Annotated in this window: 16 protein-coding genes; 10 read left to right on the top strand and 6 right to left on the bottom strand. The window is 72.6% G+C overall.

Going from position 1 to position 15,826, the window contains the following annotated elements:
* Positions 1 to 5 precede the first annotated feature (5 nt).
* The 3 genes from BXA11_RS00955 to BXA11_RS00945 are packed head-to-tail and all read right to left on the bottom strand — an operon-like array spanning position 6 to position 2,376.
* Positions 6 to 992 (bottom strand): CPBP family intramembrane glutamic endopeptidase, encoded by a 987-nt coding sequence (locus BXA11_RS00955; RefSeq protein WP_076431958.1) that lies wholly within the window; start codon positions 990 to 992, stop codon positions 6 to 8.
* A complete protein-coding gene (locus tag BXA11_RS00950; RefSeq protein WP_076431956.1) occupies positions 989 to 2,020 on the bottom strand; it encodes a DUF1648 domain-containing protein in 1,032 nt (343 codons plus the stop codon). The genes BXA11_RS00955 and BXA11_RS00950 overlap by 4 nt, the downstream gene beginning before the upstream one ends.
* Positions 2,017 to 2,376: a GntR family transcriptional regulator gene (locus BXA11_RS00945; protein ID WP_030508874.1), complete on the bottom strand. Its 360-nt coding sequence runs from the start codon at positions 2,374 to 2,376 to the stop codon at positions 2,017 to 2,019. The genes BXA11_RS00950 and BXA11_RS00945 overlap by 4 nt, the downstream gene beginning before the upstream one ends.
* A gap of 85 nt (positions 2,377 to 2,461) precedes the next feature.
* Here BXA11_RS00945 and BXA11_RS00940 point away from each other — a divergent pair, with 85 nt between their 5' ends.
* The 6 genes from BXA11_RS00940 (at position 2,462) to lipB (ending at position 9,532) form a co-directional block, all read left to right on the top strand.
* On the top strand, positions 2,462 to 4,033 hold the full coding sequence (locus BXA11_RS00940; protein WP_076431954.1) for a leucyl aminopeptidase: 1,572 nt from the start codon (positions 2,462 to 2,464) through the stop codon (positions 4,031 to 4,033).
* 154 nt (positions 4,034 to 4,187) lie between these two features.
* The gene (lpdA, locus tag BXA11_RS00935) at positions 4,188 to 5,567 is read left to right on the top strand and encodes a dihydrolipoyl dehydrogenase (protein WP_076431952.1); all 1,380 of its coding nucleotides are present in this window, start codon (positions 4,188 to 4,190) and stop codon (positions 5,565 to 5,567) included.
* A 33-nt stretch (positions 5,568 to 5,600) separates the two neighbouring features.
* Positions 5,601 to 7,091: a 2-oxoglutarate dehydrogenase, E2 component, dihydrolipoamide succinyltransferase gene (gene sucB, locus BXA11_RS00930; RefSeq protein WP_076431950.1), complete on the top strand. Its 1,491-nt coding sequence runs from the start codon at positions 5,601 to 5,603 to the stop codon at positions 7,089 to 7,091.
* A 101-nt stretch (positions 7,092 to 7,192) separates the two neighbouring features.
* On the top strand, positions 7,193 to 8,083 hold the full coding sequence (locus BXA11_RS00925; protein WP_076432427.1) for a TIGR01777 family oxidoreductase: 891 nt from the start codon (positions 7,193 to 7,195) through the stop codon (positions 8,081 to 8,083).
* 34 nt (positions 8,084 to 8,117) lie between these two features.
* Positions 8,118 to 8,858, top strand: a complete 741-nt coding sequence (locus BXA11_RS00920) for a Type 1 glutamine amidotransferase-like domain-containing protein (protein WP_076432425.1) — start codon at positions 8,118 to 8,120, stop codon at positions 8,856 to 8,858.
* Between the two features lie 5 nt (positions 8,859 to 8,863).
* Positions 8,864 to 9,532, top strand: a complete 669-nt coding sequence (gene lipB / locus BXA11_RS00915; protein WP_051761889.1) for a lipoyl(octanoyl) transferase LipB — start codon at positions 8,864 to 8,866, stop codon at positions 9,530 to 9,532.
* A gap of 3 nt (positions 9,533 to 9,535) precedes the next feature.
* Here the strand turns inward: lipB and BXA11_RS00910 are convergent, their stop codons facing one another.
* Entirely contained in the window at positions 9,536 to 9,832 is a 297-nt protein-coding gene (locus BXA11_RS00910) for a DUF6204 family protein (protein WP_076431948.1), read from the bottom strand.
* A complete protein-coding gene (locus tag BXA11_RS00905; RefSeq protein WP_076431946.1) occupies positions 9,820 to 10,473 on the bottom strand; it encodes a TetR/AcrR family transcriptional regulator in 654 nt (217 codons plus the stop codon). Before BXA11_RS00905 ends, BXA11_RS00910 begins: the two co-directional genes overlap by 13 nt.
* A gap of 82 nt (positions 10,474 to 10,555) precedes the next feature.
* On the opposite strand from BXA11_RS00905, the gene BXA11_RS00900 reads away from it, so the two are divergent.
* From BXA11_RS00900 to BXA11_RS00885, 4 genes are all read left to right on the top strand, one after another.
* Positions 10,556 to 11,728: a hypothetical protein gene (locus tag BXA11_RS00900; RefSeq protein WP_076431945.1), complete on the top strand. Its 1,173-nt coding sequence runs from the start codon at positions 10,556 to 10,558 to the stop codon at positions 11,726 to 11,728.
* Between the two features lie 135 nt (positions 11,729 to 11,863).
* The gene (gene lipA, locus BXA11_RS00895) at positions 11,864 to 12,805 is read left to right on the top strand and encodes a lipoyl synthase (RefSeq protein WP_030508864.1); all 942 of its coding nucleotides are present in this window, start codon (positions 11,864 to 11,866) and stop codon (positions 12,803 to 12,805) included.
* A gap of 29 nt (positions 12,806 to 12,834) precedes the next feature.
* Entirely contained in the window at positions 12,835 to 13,506 is a 672-nt protein-coding gene (locus BXA11_RS00890) for a DUF4191 domain-containing protein (protein WP_076431943.1), read from the top strand.
* A gap of 14 nt (positions 13,507 to 13,520) precedes the next feature.
* Positions 13,521 to 14,309, top strand: a complete 789-nt coding sequence (locus BXA11_RS00885; RefSeq protein WP_239104788.1) for a class I SAM-dependent methyltransferase — start codon at positions 13,521 to 13,523, stop codon at positions 14,307 to 14,309.
* A gap of 39 nt (positions 14,310 to 14,348) precedes the next feature.
* Here the strand turns inward: BXA11_RS00885 and BXA11_RS00880 are convergent, their stop codons facing one another.
* Entirely contained in the window at positions 14,349 to 15,623 is a 1,275-nt protein-coding gene (locus tag BXA11_RS00880) for an ArsB/NhaD family transporter (protein ID WP_076431940.1), read from the bottom strand.
* Between the last annotated feature and the right edge of the window lie 203 nt (positions 15,624 to 15,826).

Below are 15,826 nucleotides of genomic sequence, written 5' to 3'. Positions count from 1 at the left end.
GCCGGTCAGCGCGGCACGGCGACGGGGCGCAGCCGGTAGGCGATGACGACGACGACCGCGAGCAGCACCCAGCCGACGATCCCGGTGATCCCGGCGAGCGCCGGGTTCGGCGGGGCGTCCGCGTCGCCGAGAAGCAGCGCCTGGCCCGCCAGGGCGTTGAGCGAGCCGTGTGCGATGACCGCGGGCCACACGCTGCGCGAGCGCAGCCGCATCCAGCCGAGCAGCGCGCCGAAGATGACGCAGAAGCCGATGAACAGCACCGCCGCCCAGGCACCGAGCGCAGGGTAGTTGTAGCCCTTCAGCGTGAGGGGGGCGTGCCAGAGACCCCAGATCACGCCGGACAGCACCATCGCCGGCCACACCCGGGCGGGCCGCCGCTCCCCCGTGCCGGGCGCTCCCGCCGGCACGGGCGAGCCGCCCGGCACCTGCGAGGCCGTGGGCACGGGTGCGACCGCCGGGTCGCCGAGCAGACGCGGCAGCAGCCAGCCCCGCCAGCCCCACTCCTCCCCGAACGCGGGGATCGCGTTGATGAACGGGGCGATCAGCACGGCCTGCGCGACCTGCACGACGTACAGGACCCCCGGGTCCAGCGGCACCTTGTCGAGGGCCGCGCCCAGCTGCGCGCGGTAGAGGCTCAGCCCGGCGAAGTCGAGGCTCACCACGCCGACGGCGGCGCTGACCAGGAGGGCGACGGCCACGAGAAGCGGCACGCCGAGCAGCGCCGTCACCAGGAGCGGGGCCGTGGTGCCCCGGTCCGGTCCGAGCGTGAGCCCGGTCGCCCGCGCCCATTCCTTCAGCGGCGTGCCGCGCCGCCGGGTGAGCCACACGGCCAGCACGCCCAGGGACGGCGTGAACATGATCGGGATGCCGAGGAGCTGGAAGGCGGCCGGGCTGACGGGCCCGGTCCACAGGGGCAGCGCGATCAGCCACGAGGCGCCGAACGCGACGAGGAGGAAGAGCCAGACATCGGTGTGGCGCCGGATCACGGTCATCGCCTTTCACCTGAGGTCGGGCCGGGGGCGGCCGGATGGCGGGCGAGGAGGGCGTTGAGCAGGGCGGCGCCGCTGTCGGCGTCGTCCACGCTGATGGCGAGCTGCCCGCCGGAGGTGTAGCGCACGACCAGGCACGCGCCGCCGCGGATCATGATCGTGGCCCGTCCCGGGAGGCCGCGGTAGCCCCAGCCGCCCACCTGGGACGGATACCGCTCCTCCACCCAGGCGCGTTCGATCCGGCCGAGCGGCACCCGCCGCGCGGGCCACCTGAGCGGGCCGTACGCCACCCGCATGCCCTCGGAGCTCACCCTGACCGAGACGGTCGAGAGCGCGAACCCGGCGAGGGCGACGACGGCGAGCACGGCGGCCGTGTGCCAGTCGCGGCCGGACAGGCCCATGAGCCTGAGCACGGCGAACGCGACGGACGCGGCCAGCACGGCGCCGGAGAGGACGAGCAGCAGCGGGGCCGACGCCGACGACACCCACACCACCCGCCGTCCCGGGGCGAGGTCGGGGACGGCCGCGCCCGGCTCGGGCGCCTGCGGCGGCTCGTCCGGCCCACGACGTCCCGCCCACGCCGCGAGCAGGGCGCACGCGGAGGCCGCGACGACGACGAGAATCGCCTGCCAGGTGACCGGAGCCGCGTCCTGCCAGCGGGACCTGTCGAGGTTGGCGGCGATCGACACGGCCTGCGCCCCGACCACGAAGATCCCGCCCCAGGCGAGACCGGCGACGATCCCGTACCGGCCCGCCCGCCGGACGACGAGGCGCCGCCGCCCGAAAGCGAGACAGGACACCGCGAGCACCGCCCAGAGCGCCAGGGGGACGACCGCGAGGAAGACGGCCGGGGCGGAGCCGTCGGGCGCGCCGGACGGACCCCAGTGGGTGGCCACCGGGTCCGGCAGGCGATCGGAGAACGCCTTCGGCACCGCCACGAGCACGGCGGCGACCAGGACGGCCCAGGCCGCGGCGGCCAGCAGGAATCGGGTGCGGAAGCCGGTCGCGGAGGTGTCCCGCGTGTCGGTCATGCCATTTCCTTCCCGACGTCCCTGACCAGGGCCACGACGTCGTCCGGGGTGAGGCCGTACTTGACGGCCTCGTCGAGCAGGTCGCGCGCACGGGTCCGCAGCGCCGCGCGGCCGTCCGGCCGCCGCAGCACGGACACGCCGCGCCCGCGGCGGAACTCCAGCAGTCCCTCGTCGCGCAGGTCGCGCAGCGAGCGCAGCACCGTGTTCGCGTTGACGCCCAGCGCGTGGGCGAGGTCGCGGGCCGGCGGCAGCCGATCGCCGGGGGCGATGTCTCCGGCTCCGATCGCGCGCCTGATGGCGGCGGCCACCTGTTCGTGCAGGGGCCGCGGATCGTTGAGATCCAGCGTGAGCAACATAGTGCTAGTGACATTAGCACCATAGGTCGGAAAGGTCTATATGGTGCTACCTTCATTGGCACCATCGGGATTACCGATAGGTAGGATGAACCCTCGTTTATGCGTAGCCGAGTCAGCCCAGCTAGCATCGGCTCACGTGACCACAGTGCGCATAAACGCATCTGACGCGGTCTCCATCGAGACCAGTGCTCTCATAATCGGCGTCCACACGACCCCGGAGGGTCCACGCCCGGCTCCCGGAGGCGAAGGCCTCGACCAGGCCCTGGACGGACGACTCGCCGGGATCCTCACCACCGTAGGGTTCACCGGCAAGGCCGAAGAGGTCGTCAAGATCCCCACCCTCGGGGCGCTGCCCGCGCCCGTCGCCGTAGCCGTGGGCCTCGGCGACGCGCCGCAGGACGGCGCCGGGGACGGCTACGACCTGGAAACCCTGCGCCGCGCGGCCGGAGCGGCGGTCCGCTCACTCGCCGGCACGGCGTCCGCCACGCTCGCCCTGCCGGCCCGTACGGCCGCCGAGGCGGAGGCCGTGGCGCTGGGCGGCCTGCTGGGCGCCTACGACTTCACGCGCTACCGCACGGTCGGTGACCGCAAGCCGCCCGTCGGCGAGCTCACCGTCCTGTCCGGCGCGGCCGGGGCCGAGGAGGCCGTCGCGCACGCGGCGACGCTCGCCGACTCCGTCACCCTCGTCCGCGACCTGGTGAACACGCCGCCGTCCGACCTGTGGCCCGCGCGCTTCGCCGAGATCGCCCAGGAGACCGGCGGCGAGGCCGGCCTGTCGGTCGAGGTGCTGGACGAGGTCAGGCTCAAGGAGGACGGCTACGGCGGCATCATCGGCGTCGGGCAGGGCTCGATCAACCCGCCCCGCCTGGTACGCGTCGCCTACAGCCACCCCGAGGCCACCCGGAAGGTCGCGTTCGTCGGCAAGGGCATCACCTTCGACTCCGGCGGCCTGTCGCTCAAGCCCTCCGCCTCCATGGACTGGATGAAGTCGGACATGGGCGGAGCGGGAGCGGTGTTCGGCGCGCTCCTCGCGATCGCCCGGCTGGGCCTGCGCGTCAACGCCGTCGGCTACCTCTGCCTCGCGGAGAACATGCCCTCGGGCAGCGCCCAGCGCCCCTCCGACGTCCTGCACACCTACAGCGGCAAGACCGTCGAGGTGCTCGACACCGACGCCGAGGGCCGCCTGGTCCTGATCGACGGCATCGCCCGCGCCTCCGAGGACGAGCCCGACGTGATCATCGACGTCGCCACCCTGACCGGCGCCCAGATCGTGGCGCTCGGGTGGCGCACGGCCGGCGTGATGGCCAACGACGACGACCTGCGCGAGGAGATCGTCCGCATCGCCGGCGAGCAGGGCGAGGGCGCCTGGGGCATGCCGCTGCCCGCCGAGCTGCGCAAGGGGCTCGACTCCGCGGTCGCCGACATCGCCAACCTCCAGCCCGAGCGGTGGGGCAGCATGCTCGCCGCGGGCATCTTCCTGCGGGAGTTCGTCCCCACGGGCGTCCGCTGGGCGCACGTGGACATGGCCGGGCCCGCGTTCAACAAGGGCGAGCCGCACGGCTACACGCCCAAGGGCGGCACCGGCGCACTGACCCGCACGCTCGTCGCCGTCGCCGAGCGTTACGCGGGGAACGGCACGTCCGCGCAGGCTGTTTAAGAGAAGGAGCCTTCGCGGGCTGTTCGAGAACGGAAGACGGCCCCGTCGCGGCGTGCCCGCACGGGCCCCGGGCCGGGGCCACGATCTTCCGGGACAAGTGAAAAGATGCTGCCGGGTCCACCCGGCGGTGCGAATACGACCAAGGAGCATTCCAGTGGCTGATGGCAGCGGCCCCTACGACATCGTCGTCCTAGGTGGCGGTAGCGGTGGTTACGCCTGTGCCCTGCGGGCGGCCGAGTTCGGCATGAGCGTCGTCCTCATCGAGAAGGACAAGGTCGGGGGCACCTGCCTGCACCGCGGCTGCATCCCCACCAAGGCGCTGCTGCACGCGGCCGAGCTCGCCGACCAGGCTCGCGAGGGCGAGTCGTTCGGCGTCCGCACCCGGCTGGAGGGCATCGACGTCCCCGGCGTCCACGCGTACAAGGACAAGGTGATCGCGGGCCTCTACAAGGGCCTCGCCGGGCTCGTCAAGAGCAAGAAGATCACCGTGGTCGAGGGCGAGGGCCGCCTGGCCGGCCCCGGCCGCGTCGTAGTCGGCGACCAGGTCTACGAGGGCCGCAACGTCGTGCTGGCGACCGGCTCCGTGCCGAAGTCGCTGCCCGGCCTCGACATCGACGGCGAGAAGGTGATCAGCAGCGACCACGCGCTGGTCCTCGACCGGATCCCGTCCTCGGTCGTCATCCTGGGCGGCGGCGTCATCGGCGTCGAGTTCGCCAGCGTGTGGCGCTCGTTCGGCGCCGAGGTCACGATCGTCGAGGCGCTGCCGCACCTGCTGCCGCTGGAGGACGAGTCCAGCTCCAAGCTGCTGGAGCGCGCCTTCCGCCGTCGTGGCATCAAGTACGAGCTGGGCACCCGGTTCGAGAGCGTCAAGACCACCGACACCGGGGTCGTCGTCTCCCTGGAGAACGGCAAGACCCTCGACGCCGAGATCATGCTCGTCGCCGTCGGCCGCGGCCCGGTCTCGGCCGGCCTCGGCTACGAGGAGAACGGCGTCGCGATGGAGCGCGGCTACGTGCTGGTCAACGAGTTCTGCCAGACCAGCGTGCCGGGCGTGTACGCCGTGGGCGACCTGATCCCCACGCTGCAGCTCGCCCACGTCGGCTTCGCCGAGGGCATCCTGGTCGCCGAGCACATCGCCGGGCTGAACCCGGTGCCGATCGACTACGACGGCGTGCCGCGCATCACCTACTCCGAGCCCGAGGTCGCGTCGGTGGGCATCGCCACGTCGGTCGCCCGCGAGCGCGGTCACGACGTCGTCGAGCAGAACTACAACCTCGCCGGCAACGGCAGGAGCAAGATCCTGCAGACTCAGGGCGAGGTCAAGGTCGTCGCCGAGCGCGACGGCCGGGTGCTCGGCGTCCACATGGTCGGCAGCCGGGTGGGCGAGCTGATCGCGGAGGCTCAGCTGATCTTCAACTGGGAGGCCACGGCCACCGACGTCGCCCAGCTCATCCACCCGCACCCGACCCAGTCCGAGGCTCTCGGCGAGGCCATGCTGGCCCTGGCCGGCAAGCCGCTGCACGTCCACAACTGAAGCCCTCCTAGCGAACGCGAGAGAAGACACACCATGCCGGTCTCTGTAACCATGCCCCAGCTCGGCGAGAGCGTTACCGAGGGCACCGTCACCCGTTGGCTGAAGAAGGAAGGCGACCGCGTCGAGGCCGACGAGCCGCTCCTCGAGGTGTCGACCGACAAGGTCGACACCGAGATCCCGTCGCCGTCCGCCGGCTACCTGACCAAGATCGTCGTCGCTGAGGACGAGACGGTCGAGGTCGGCGCCGAGCTCGCCCTGATCGACTCCGAGGCGGGCGCCGCTCCGGCCGCCGCCGAGCCGGCGGCTCCGGCCCCCGCTCCGCAGCCCGAGCCCGAGCCCGCTCCGGCCCCTGCGCCGGCGGCGGCGCCCGAGCCCGCTCCCGCCGCGCCGATCTCGTCGATCCCGCAGCCCGCGCCCGCCGTCGTGACGCCGCAGCCGGCGCCCCCGGCGCCCGCCCCGGCCCCGCAGGCCCCGGCCCCGCAGCCGCAGGCCTCCGCCCCGGCCGCGCAGCCGAGCGAGCCGACCCCGCTGCCCTCGTCCGGCGAGGGCCCGTACGTCACGCCGCTGGTCCGCAAGCTCGCCGCCGAGCACGGCGTCGACCTTGAGGCGCTGACCGGCACCGGCGTCGGCGGCCGAATCCGCAAGCAGGACGTGATCGAGGCCGCCCGCGTCCAGCGCGAGCAGGCCGCCGCCGCTGCCGCCGCTCCGGCTCCGCAGGCGGCGCCCGCCCCGGCCCAGGCGCCCGCCGCCCCGGCAGCCGCCGCCGCGCCCGCCGCGTCGGAGGTGCGGGTGGACACCACGCTGCGCGGCCGTACGGAGAAGATGTCGCGCCTGCGGCAGACCATCGCCAAGCGCATGGTGGAGTCGCTGCAGGTCTCGGCCCAGCTCACCACCGTGGTCGAGGTCGACGTCACCCGCATCGCCCGCCTGCGCGACCGGGCCAAGGCGGAGTTCCTGCAGCGCGAGGGCGTGAAGCTGTCGTTCATGCCGTTCTTCGCGATCGCCGCGATCGAGGCGCTCAAGCAGCACCCGAAGCTGAACGCCACGATCAACAGCGAGACCAACGAGGTCACCTACTTCGACGTCGAGCACCTCGGCTTCGCGACCGACACCGAGCGGGGCCTGCTCGTCCCGGTGATCAAGAACGCGGGCGACCTCAACATCGCCGGGCTCGCCCGTAAGATCGCCGACCTGGCCGAGCGCACCCGCACCAACAAGGTGAGCCCCGACGAGATCACCGGCGGCACGTTCACGCTGACCAACACCGGCAGCCGGGGCGCGCTGTTCGACACGCCGATCCTCAACCAGCCGCAGGTCGGCATGCTGGGCACCGGCGCGGTCGTCAAGCGCCCGGTCGTCGTGGACACCCCGGAGGGCGAGGTCATCGCGGTCCGCTCGATGGTGTACCTCGCGCTCAGCTACGACCACCGCCTGGTCGACGGCGCCGACGCGGCCCGCTTCCTCACGACGATCAAGCACCGTCTCGAGGAGGGCCGCTTCGAGGCCCAGCTCGGCCTGGCGTAGCCGTACGCCGGGGCGGCGCCGGCCGCACCGCCACAGGGGCCGTCCCGCGCTTCGCGGGGCGGCCCCGTCCGTTTCCGGGTAGTGATGCGTGCGTGGAGACGATGACGACAGTGGTGACAGGCTCGTCGGGGCTGCTCGGGACGGCTCTGGTGAGCGCGCTGCGCGCCGACGGGCACGAGGTGCGCCGTCTCGTACGGCGGGCGCCCGCCGGGCCCGACGAGTCCTTCTGGGACCCGGAGGGCGACGTGCTCGACCCCGGCGCGCTGGAGGGCGCGGACGCGGTCGTCCACCTGGCCGGCGCCGGGATCGGCGAGCGCCGGTGGTCCGAGGCGTACAAGCGGAAGCTGGTGAACAGCCGTCTCAGCGGCACGCGCACCCTCGCCACGGCGCTGGCCCGCGCCGAAGGCGGACCGCGGGTGCTGCTGTCCTCCTCCGCGATCGGCTTCTACGGCGACACCGGGGATCGCGCCGTGGACGAGTCCGCGCCGGCGGGCACGGGCTTCCTGGCCGATCTGGTGCGCGGCTGGGAGGACGCCACCGAGCCCGCCGGAGAGGCGGGCGTGCGGGTGACGCTGCTGCGCACCGGGATGGTGCTCAGCGGCCGGGGCGGCGCGCTCGCCCGGATGCTGCCGATCTTCAAGATGGGCGCGGGCGCCGTGCTCGGCAGCGGCAGGCAGTACGTCTCGTGGATATCGCTGCCCGACTGGGTGGACGCGGTGCGCTTCCTGCTCGCGCACGGGCTCGCGGGGCCGGTGAACCTCACGGCTCCCGAGCCGGTGACCAACGCCGAGTACACGGCCGCGCTCGCGAAGGCGCTGCGGCGCCCGACGATGCCGCTGCCGGCCCCGCGCCTCGCGCTGCGCCTGGCGCTCGGGGAGTTCGCGGAGGAGGCCCTGCTCGCCGGTCAGCGGGTGCTCCCCCGGCGGCTGCTCGACGCGGGTCATCGGTTCGCCCATCCCACCATCGGCGAGGCGCTGGCCGCCGTACTCTAAAGAGTCATTCGATCCGGGAACAGGAGTGATGGGCATGAGCCGCATCGGGCAGTCGCACATCGTCGCCATCGGAGGCGGCTCGTTCCGGCAGACGGAGCGATACGGGTTCATCGAGCCGACCGCCCTGCTGCGCTACGTCCTCGACCTGACCGGTCAGGACCGCCCCAAGCTCGGCCTGCTCGCCACGGCCACCGGCGACGACGCCGACTGGCTGCTCAAGATGTACGGCGCGTTCGCCCGCTGGGACGTCGAGGTGAGCCACCTGACCGCCTTCCCGATGCCGAACGTCGAGGACCCCCGCGAGTGGATCCTGGAGCAGGACGCGATCTACGTGAGCGGCGGCAGCGTCGCCAACCTCGCCGCGCTGTGGCGGCTGCACGGCCTGGACGAGGCGTTCGCCGAGGCGTGGCGGGCGGGGATCGTGCTGTCCGGGCAGAGCGCCGGCGCGCTGTGCTGGCACGTCGGCGGCAACACCGACTCGTTCGGCCCGACGCTGCGTCCCTGGGCCGAGGGCCTGGGCCTGCTGCCCTACTCGTGCGGCGTCCACTACAACTCCGACCCGCAGCGGCGGGCGCTGCTGCACGAGTCGGTCGCGTCGGGCGAGCTGCCCGAGGGGTACGCCGCCGACGAGGGCGTGGCGCTGCACTACGTGGGCACCGAGTTCATCCAGGCCGTGACCACCGACCCCCAGGGGTACGCCTACCGGATCGAGCGGGACGGGCCCGCCGTCAAGGAGCTGCGTATCGAGCCCCGGCTGCTCACCTCTACGCTGTGAACGTGATGGGCGATGGGAACGTGAAGGGCGTGGCCATCGTCCGCCTGGGCGTCGACGTTCCGTACGAGCAGGCGTGGACCCTGCAGCGGCGGCTGCACGCGCGGCGGGCGGCCGGCGAGATCTCCGACGTGTGCCTCGTGCTGGAGCACGCCCCCGTCTACACGGCGGGCAAGCGGACGCTGCCGCACGAGCGGCCGGTCGACGGCACCCCGGTCATCGACGTCGACCGGGGCGGGAAGATCACCTGGCACGGCCCGGGGCAGCTCGTCTGCTACCCCATCATCCGCATCGGCGACGTGGTCTCCTACATCCGGTCGCTGGAGGAGGTCCTGATCCAGGTCTGCGCCGACTTCGGGGTGACGGCCCGGCGGGTCGAGGGCGCCGGCGGGATATGGGTGCCCGGCGACCCCGCGCACGGGGTGCCCGACCGCAGGCTCGGCACGATCGGCATCCGGGTCTCCGGCGGGGTCACCATGCACGGCTTCGCGCTCAACTGCGTCAACGACCTGAGCTGGTACACCCGCATCGCCGGAGACGACGCCGGGGTCACGTCGCTGGCGGCCGAGACCGGCCGGCGGATTACGGTCGACGAGGTCATCCCGTTCGCCGGCAAGCGTCTCGCCGAGGCCCTGGGCGAGGAGCCGTACGACCTGTACGAGGAGGATCTCGCCTGACGCCTACGCGCCCCGGCCCTTCCGGCGGATCTTGATCTGGCGCATGTCGGTCACCGCGACCCGCAGGATCTCGTACGGGTGTCCGTGCGCGTCGAGCGCGGCCATCGCCCCCAGGGTTGCCTCGTCCTCGCCGTCGTCCGGCCCGGCGGGCACCTGGCAGCGGAAGGTGAAGGCGGACACGCTCGCGTCGTGGGTGAACGTGCCGCCCTCGGTGTAGGCCGCGCCGCCCGCCGCCGTCACCGCGGCCCGGCCGGCGTCGTCGAGCCCCTTGAACTTGCCCCTGATCGTCACTCTGAACACGGTCGTCCCTCTCGTACGGCATAGGCGCGGACGCGCTCGCCCAGGAGGCTCTCGGCGACGTCGAGCAGCTCCAGCACGGCGGCCGCGATGGCGTCCGGGCTCTCCCCCGCCGTCGTACGCCGCCCGATCTCGGCGTAGACCAGCGAGTGGAGGCAGCCGATGTGCCAGGCGACCAGGCGCGGCAGCGGATCGGCGGCGTCCGCGCCGGTCTCCTCGGCCAGCTCGGCCGCCAGCGCGTCGGTCATCCGGCGGCCGAGGTCCTCCAGCCGGGCGGTCAGCGTGGGGGCCGCGCGCATCATCTCCAGCACCCGCCCGAATCCCGCGCTCAGCCCGACCGCGCGTTCGCGTCCGCGGATCTCCCGGCGCAGGCGCTCCAGCACCGCGCCGGCCGCCGACTGCCCCGGCGGCCGCTCCCGCACGATGTCGGCCAGCCGCCGCGGCGACGCCTCCTCGGGCGGGAGCACGAGGTCCTCCTTCGCCTGGAAGTAGTTGTAGACGGTGTTCACCGACACCTCGGCGGCCCGCGCGACCTCGGCCATCGTGACGTGGTCGAAGCCGTGCTCCACGAACAGCCCGATCGCCACGTCGGCGATGTGCTGCCGGGTCCGCCGCTTCTTGCGCTCCCGCAGTCCCTCGGCCATTTCTGCACTCTACTCCAAAATTGCAATGCATTACGGTTTTCGGCCTCTCGCCGAGCGGGACCGCCTCGGTGATACTCGCGGCATGAACCTCTCCTCACCCCCCGGCGAGGTCCGTGCCGATCTGCTGCCCCGTGACGCCATGAGGCGGTTCCACCGGCTCCGGGGCCGGCGACTCGACCGGCCCCGCACGGCCGCCACGCTGGTCTCCCTCGCCCTGTCGGCCGTCGTCCACGCGGTGACCGCCGCCGTCCTGGCCGCCGGCGTCCTCATCGTCGTCGGCTGGGGCGGGAACGTGATCGGCTGGCTGTGCGGCAGCGTGCCCATCGCCATCGCGATCTGGACCAGGCCCCGTACGGTCCGGCTCCCGGACGGCGCCGAAGAGGTCACCAGAGCCGAGGCGCCGGCTCTGTTCGAGGCGGCCGACCGGATCGCCGGCGCGGTGGGGGCGGCGCCACCCGCCGCGATCCACCTGCACGACCGTCTCTACCGGTGCGCCCATCTGCGCCCCGGGCTGCGACGGCGGCCCGTGCTGCTCGTCGGCCTCCCGCTGCTGCTCACGCTGACGCCGCGCGAGCGGGCGGGCATGCTCGGCGCGGAGCTCGCGCGCGACGTCAGCGGCGACCCCGGCCGCGGCCTGCTCGTCCCGTCGGCGCTGGCCACCGTGGGAGAGTGGCGGCACGCCCTCACGGGCATGCGGGTGGACGGCTACCGCGATTTCGGCGATCCCCTGGTGGAGGCGAACAGCGCCGTCAAGGGGGGCAGGATGGCGTCGCAGGCGATCGGCAAGGTCACCGGCTGGATTCTGGTGTGGCCGCTGTTCCTCGCCGAGTTCGCGCTGCGCCGGCTCGTCTCCGCCCAGTCGCAGCACGCCGTCTACTACGCCGACCAGGTCGCGGCCCGCGCCGTCTCGTCGCGGGCCGTCGTCGAGTATGTCGACGCGCTCGTCATGGCGGAAAGCCGCCTCACTCCCGTGATGGCCGCGGCCAGGCGCGGGGAGACGGCCGACGAGATCCGCCGTGCCGTGCTCTCCAGGGACGCCGGCCCCGGCCTGGTGGCCGCGCGCCGGGAGAAGTCCCTCGCCGGGCAGGCCGCCTGGCAGGCGGAGCCGCCGATGGCGCTGCGGGCCTCACTCCTCGAATCCGCCGGCGTCGAGGAGGGCTCGGCGGGCCTCGGCTCCGGCGAGTCCGACCGGATCGACGCCGAGCTGTCCCGCCGGCTCGCCCGCGCCGTCCGGGAGCTGTCCCGGATCACCTGAGAGCAGGTAATAAGCTGGACTTGTGAACGAGCGTTCCGACATGCATGCAGGCCCGCGTACGGCGCAGGGCCGCGTGCTCCCGCTCGGACCCCGGGCCCGCGGACCGCTACCGCGGAGTGCTGCGAAGGATGTCGCATGACCGTCGCTCCTGAAGGCCGAAAGCTCCTCCGCCTGGAGGTGCGCAACAGCCAGACCCCCATCGAGAAGAAGCCGCCGTGGATCAAGACCCGGCTGCACAACGGCCCCAACTTCAACGAGATCAAGTCGTTGGTGAAGGGCGCGGGGCTGCACACCGTGTGCCAGGAGGCGGGCTGTCCCAACATCTCCGAATGCTGGGAGGACCGCGAGGCCACCTTCCTCATCGGCGGCGACCAGTGCACCCGGCGCTGCGACTTCTGCCAGATCGACACCGGCAAGCCGGCCGAGTACGACAGGGACGAGCCGCGCCGCGTCGCCGAGTCGGTGCGCCAGATGGGCCTGCGCTACGCCACGGTGACCGGTGTCGCCCGTGACGACCTGCCCGACGGCGGCTCCTGGCTGTACGCGGAGACCGCCCGGCAGATCCACGAGGCGGTGCCCGGCTGCGGCGTCGAGCTGCTGGTGCCGGACTTCAACGGCGACCGCGGCCAGCTGGAGGAGGTCTTCTCCAGCAGGCCCGAGGTCTTCGCGCACAACATCGAGACCGTGCCCCGGATCTTCAAGCGGATCCGGCCCGCGTTCCGCTACGAGCGCTCGCTGCAGGTCATCACCCTGGCCCGCGAGGCGGGGCTGGTCACCAAGTCGAACCTCATCCTCGGCATGGGCGAGGAGCGCGAGGAGATCATCCAGGCGCTGCGCGACCTGCACGAGGCCGGTTGCGATTTGGTGACCATCACGCAGTATCTGCGCCCCACCCCCCGCCACCACCCCGTGGACCGCTGGGTCAAGCCCGAGGAGTTCGTGGAGCTCCAGCGTGAGGCCGAGGAGATCGGTTTCGCCGGCGTCATGTCCGGGCCGCTGGTGCGCTCGTCCTACCGGGCCGGCCGCCTGTACCAGCAGGCGATCGCCGCCCGCGTGGGCGAGTCTCGTTTTCATTAAGTCAGCTCGACGTTTGTATCCTTCAGAGCATGGCGAAAGACGCAGCGTCTCCGGGGCGCCTCAAGCAGCTCCGGATGGTCGCACAGATCATTCAGCAGGCGAACCCCAAGGGCATGCCGATCGTTTACGCGTCGGCTCTGGGCACGCTCGTCCTGTTCGTCGTCATCGGCGTGATCTTCGGCTGGACGTGGATCGTGTTCGGCGTCTTCGCCGCCGTGCTGGTGGGGATGATCGTCTTCAGCCGTCTGGCGCAGAAGGCGCAGTACTCGATGCTGCACGGCCAGCCGGGGGCGACGTACGCGATCCTGCAGAGCCTGCGCGGCACCTGGTATGTCGAGGAGAAGCCGGTCGCGGTCAACCGCGACCAGGACCTCGTCTTCCGGGTCGTCGGGTTCCCGGGGGTCATCCTGGTCTCCGAGGGCCCGTCGAACCGGGTGCAGCGCATGCTCGTCGCGGAGAAGAAGCGCGTGCAGCGCGTCGCGGTCGACGTGCCCGTGTACGACGTCCAGTGCGGTGACGCGGAGGGTCAGATCCCCCTGGCCAAGCTCCAGCGGCACATGATGAAGCTGCCCCGCAACCTGAAGAAGGGGGCGGTGTCCGAGATCAACAACCGGATGCGCGCCCTCACCCCGGCCATCCCGATGCCGAAGGGCCCCATCCCCAAGGGCGCCCGGATGCCGCGCGGCCCCAAGATGCGCTGACGACGTTGGACTTCGTGGGAAGGCGGCCGGTCTCCCGGTCGCAGACCTCCCGGGCCAACCGCGGCTGGTGGGACGGCGCGGCCGACGACTACCAGGCCGAGCACGGCGAGTTCCTGCGCGACGACGGCTTCGTGTGGTGCCCCGAGGGCCTGGACGAGGCCGAGGCCCGGCTGCTCGGCGACGTGGCGGGGCGCCGCGTGCTGGAGATCGGGTGCGGCGCCGGCCAGTGCGGCCGGTGGCTGCTGGGACAGGGCGCGACGGTCGCCGCGGTCGACCTGTCCTACCGGCAGTTGCAGCACTCCCGGCGGATCGACATGGCCGCCGGGGTGTGGCTGCCCGTCGTCCAGGCCGACGCCGAGACGCTGCCGTTCGGGGACGAGTCGTTCGACCTCGCGTGCTCGGCCTATGGGGCGCTGCCGTTCGTCGCGGACGCCGGGGCGGTGCTCGCCGAGGTGCGCCGGGTGCTGCGGCCGGGCGGCCGGTTCGTGTTCTCCGTCAGCCACCCCGTGCGGTGGGCCTTCCCCGACGATCCGGGCCCGCGCGGCCTGACCGCCGACCGCCCCTACTTCGACCGCTCGCCGTACGTCGAGTTCGGCGAGGACGGTGAGGCGTCGTACGTGGAGCACCACCGGACGATGGGCGACTGGGTGGGCCTGATCGCCGCCTCCGGCCTCGTCCTGACCGGCCTGACGGAGCCGGAGTGGCCGCCGGGTCACGACCGCGCGTGGGGCGGCTGGAGTCCGCTGCGCGGCCGCCTGCTCCCCGGCACGGCGATCTTCCGGTGCGTCAGGGCCGCGTCGTAGGACCCGGCGGCGGGCGGCCCGCGTTCCCGCTCGCTCATCTCAGGCGAAGTAACGCAGCCAAACGTACACCCAGGCCATCGTGATGCTCAGTGCGGTGACGAGGACGCCATAGCGGGTGAACTGCCAGAAGCCGATGCGGTGGCCGGTCCGGGCGGCGATGCCCACGGCCACGACGTTGGCGCTCGCCGCCACCGCGGTGCCGTTGCCGCTGAAGTCGGCCCCCAGGGCGAAGGACCACCACAGGGCCTGCCCGGTCCTCGCGTCCGGCGCCTGGGCGACCATCTCCTCCACGACGGGCACCATCGTCGCGACGTAGGGGATGTTGTCGAAGAACGCGCCGAGCACGCCGGAGCCGAACAGCAGCGCCGTGGCCGACAGGAAGTGGTCGCCGCCGAGCGCGCCGACGGCCCAGCCGCCCATGGCCGCGATGACACCCGTGTTCGCCAGGCCGGCGACCAGGACGAACAGGCCCATGAAGAAGACCAGGGTGCTCCACTCGACCTCGCGCAGGACGTCGGACACGTCGGCGCGGGACACCAGCAGCATCACCCCGGCGCCCACCAGGGCGACGATCGACGGCTCCACGTGCACGACGGGGTGCAGGCAGAACGCGGCGACGACCCCGCCGAGCACGATCATGCATCGCACGAGCAGGCGCGGGTCGGTGATCGCCCGCCGTTCCTGCAGCGCCATCACCGCGGCCACCCGTTCCGGTGCGTAGTGGAACGACGTGCGGAACAGCACCCGGGTGAGCAGCACGAACACCACGAAGACGACGACCACGATCGGCGCCATGTGGACCAGGAAGTCGTTGAACGTCAGGCCGGCGCGGCTACCGATGATGATGTTGGGCGGGTCGCCGATGAGCGTGGCCGCGCCGCCGATGTTGGACGCGAGGACCTCGGCGATGAGGTACGGCTGAGCCGGGATGCCGAGCCGGTTGCAGACGACCACGGTGACCGGCGCGACGAGCATGATCGTAGTGACGTTGTCCAGGAACGGCGAGGCGATCGCAGTGATGATCATCAGCCGGTACGGCCGGCCCTTGGACTTCTTGGCCGCCCAGATGGCGAGGTAGTCGAAGACTCCCGTGTGCTTGACGACGCCGACGATGATCATCATGCCGAGCAGCAGGAAGATGACGTTCCAGTCGATTCCGGCGGCCTCGGAGAAGAACACCTCGTCGCCGGGGATCAGCCCCAGGACCGCCATCGCCCCGGCGGCGACGAGGACCACCTTGACCTTGTGCACCTTCTCCGACGCGATGAAGACGAAGGCCACCAGGAAGATCGCGAAGGAGACGGCCGCGCTCACGTGCGGCGCCCCGGTGGTCCGGCGGTGCGCGCACGGCAGGCGGGGTTGCGGAACGGCGTCCCGGTGGGCGGGCGCCGCGACGACGACGGCATGGCGAAGCGGTGAATGATCGGAACCTCCGGATCGTGGGGACGCCGCACGGCGCGACCCGGACGGACGCGAGATGGGTCTGCGACCGGAAAGGGTGCGGGACGGCCCGCCGC

The sequence above is a fragment of the Microbispora rosea genome (genome assembly GCF_900156315.1).
Classification (GTDB): Bacteria; Actinomycetota; Actinomycetes; order Streptosporangiales; family Streptosporangiaceae; genus Microbispora; species Microbispora rosea.
The sequence above is the reverse complement of the archived record's forward strand: the minus strand, read 5'-3'. Positions and strand labels throughout refer to the sequence as shown.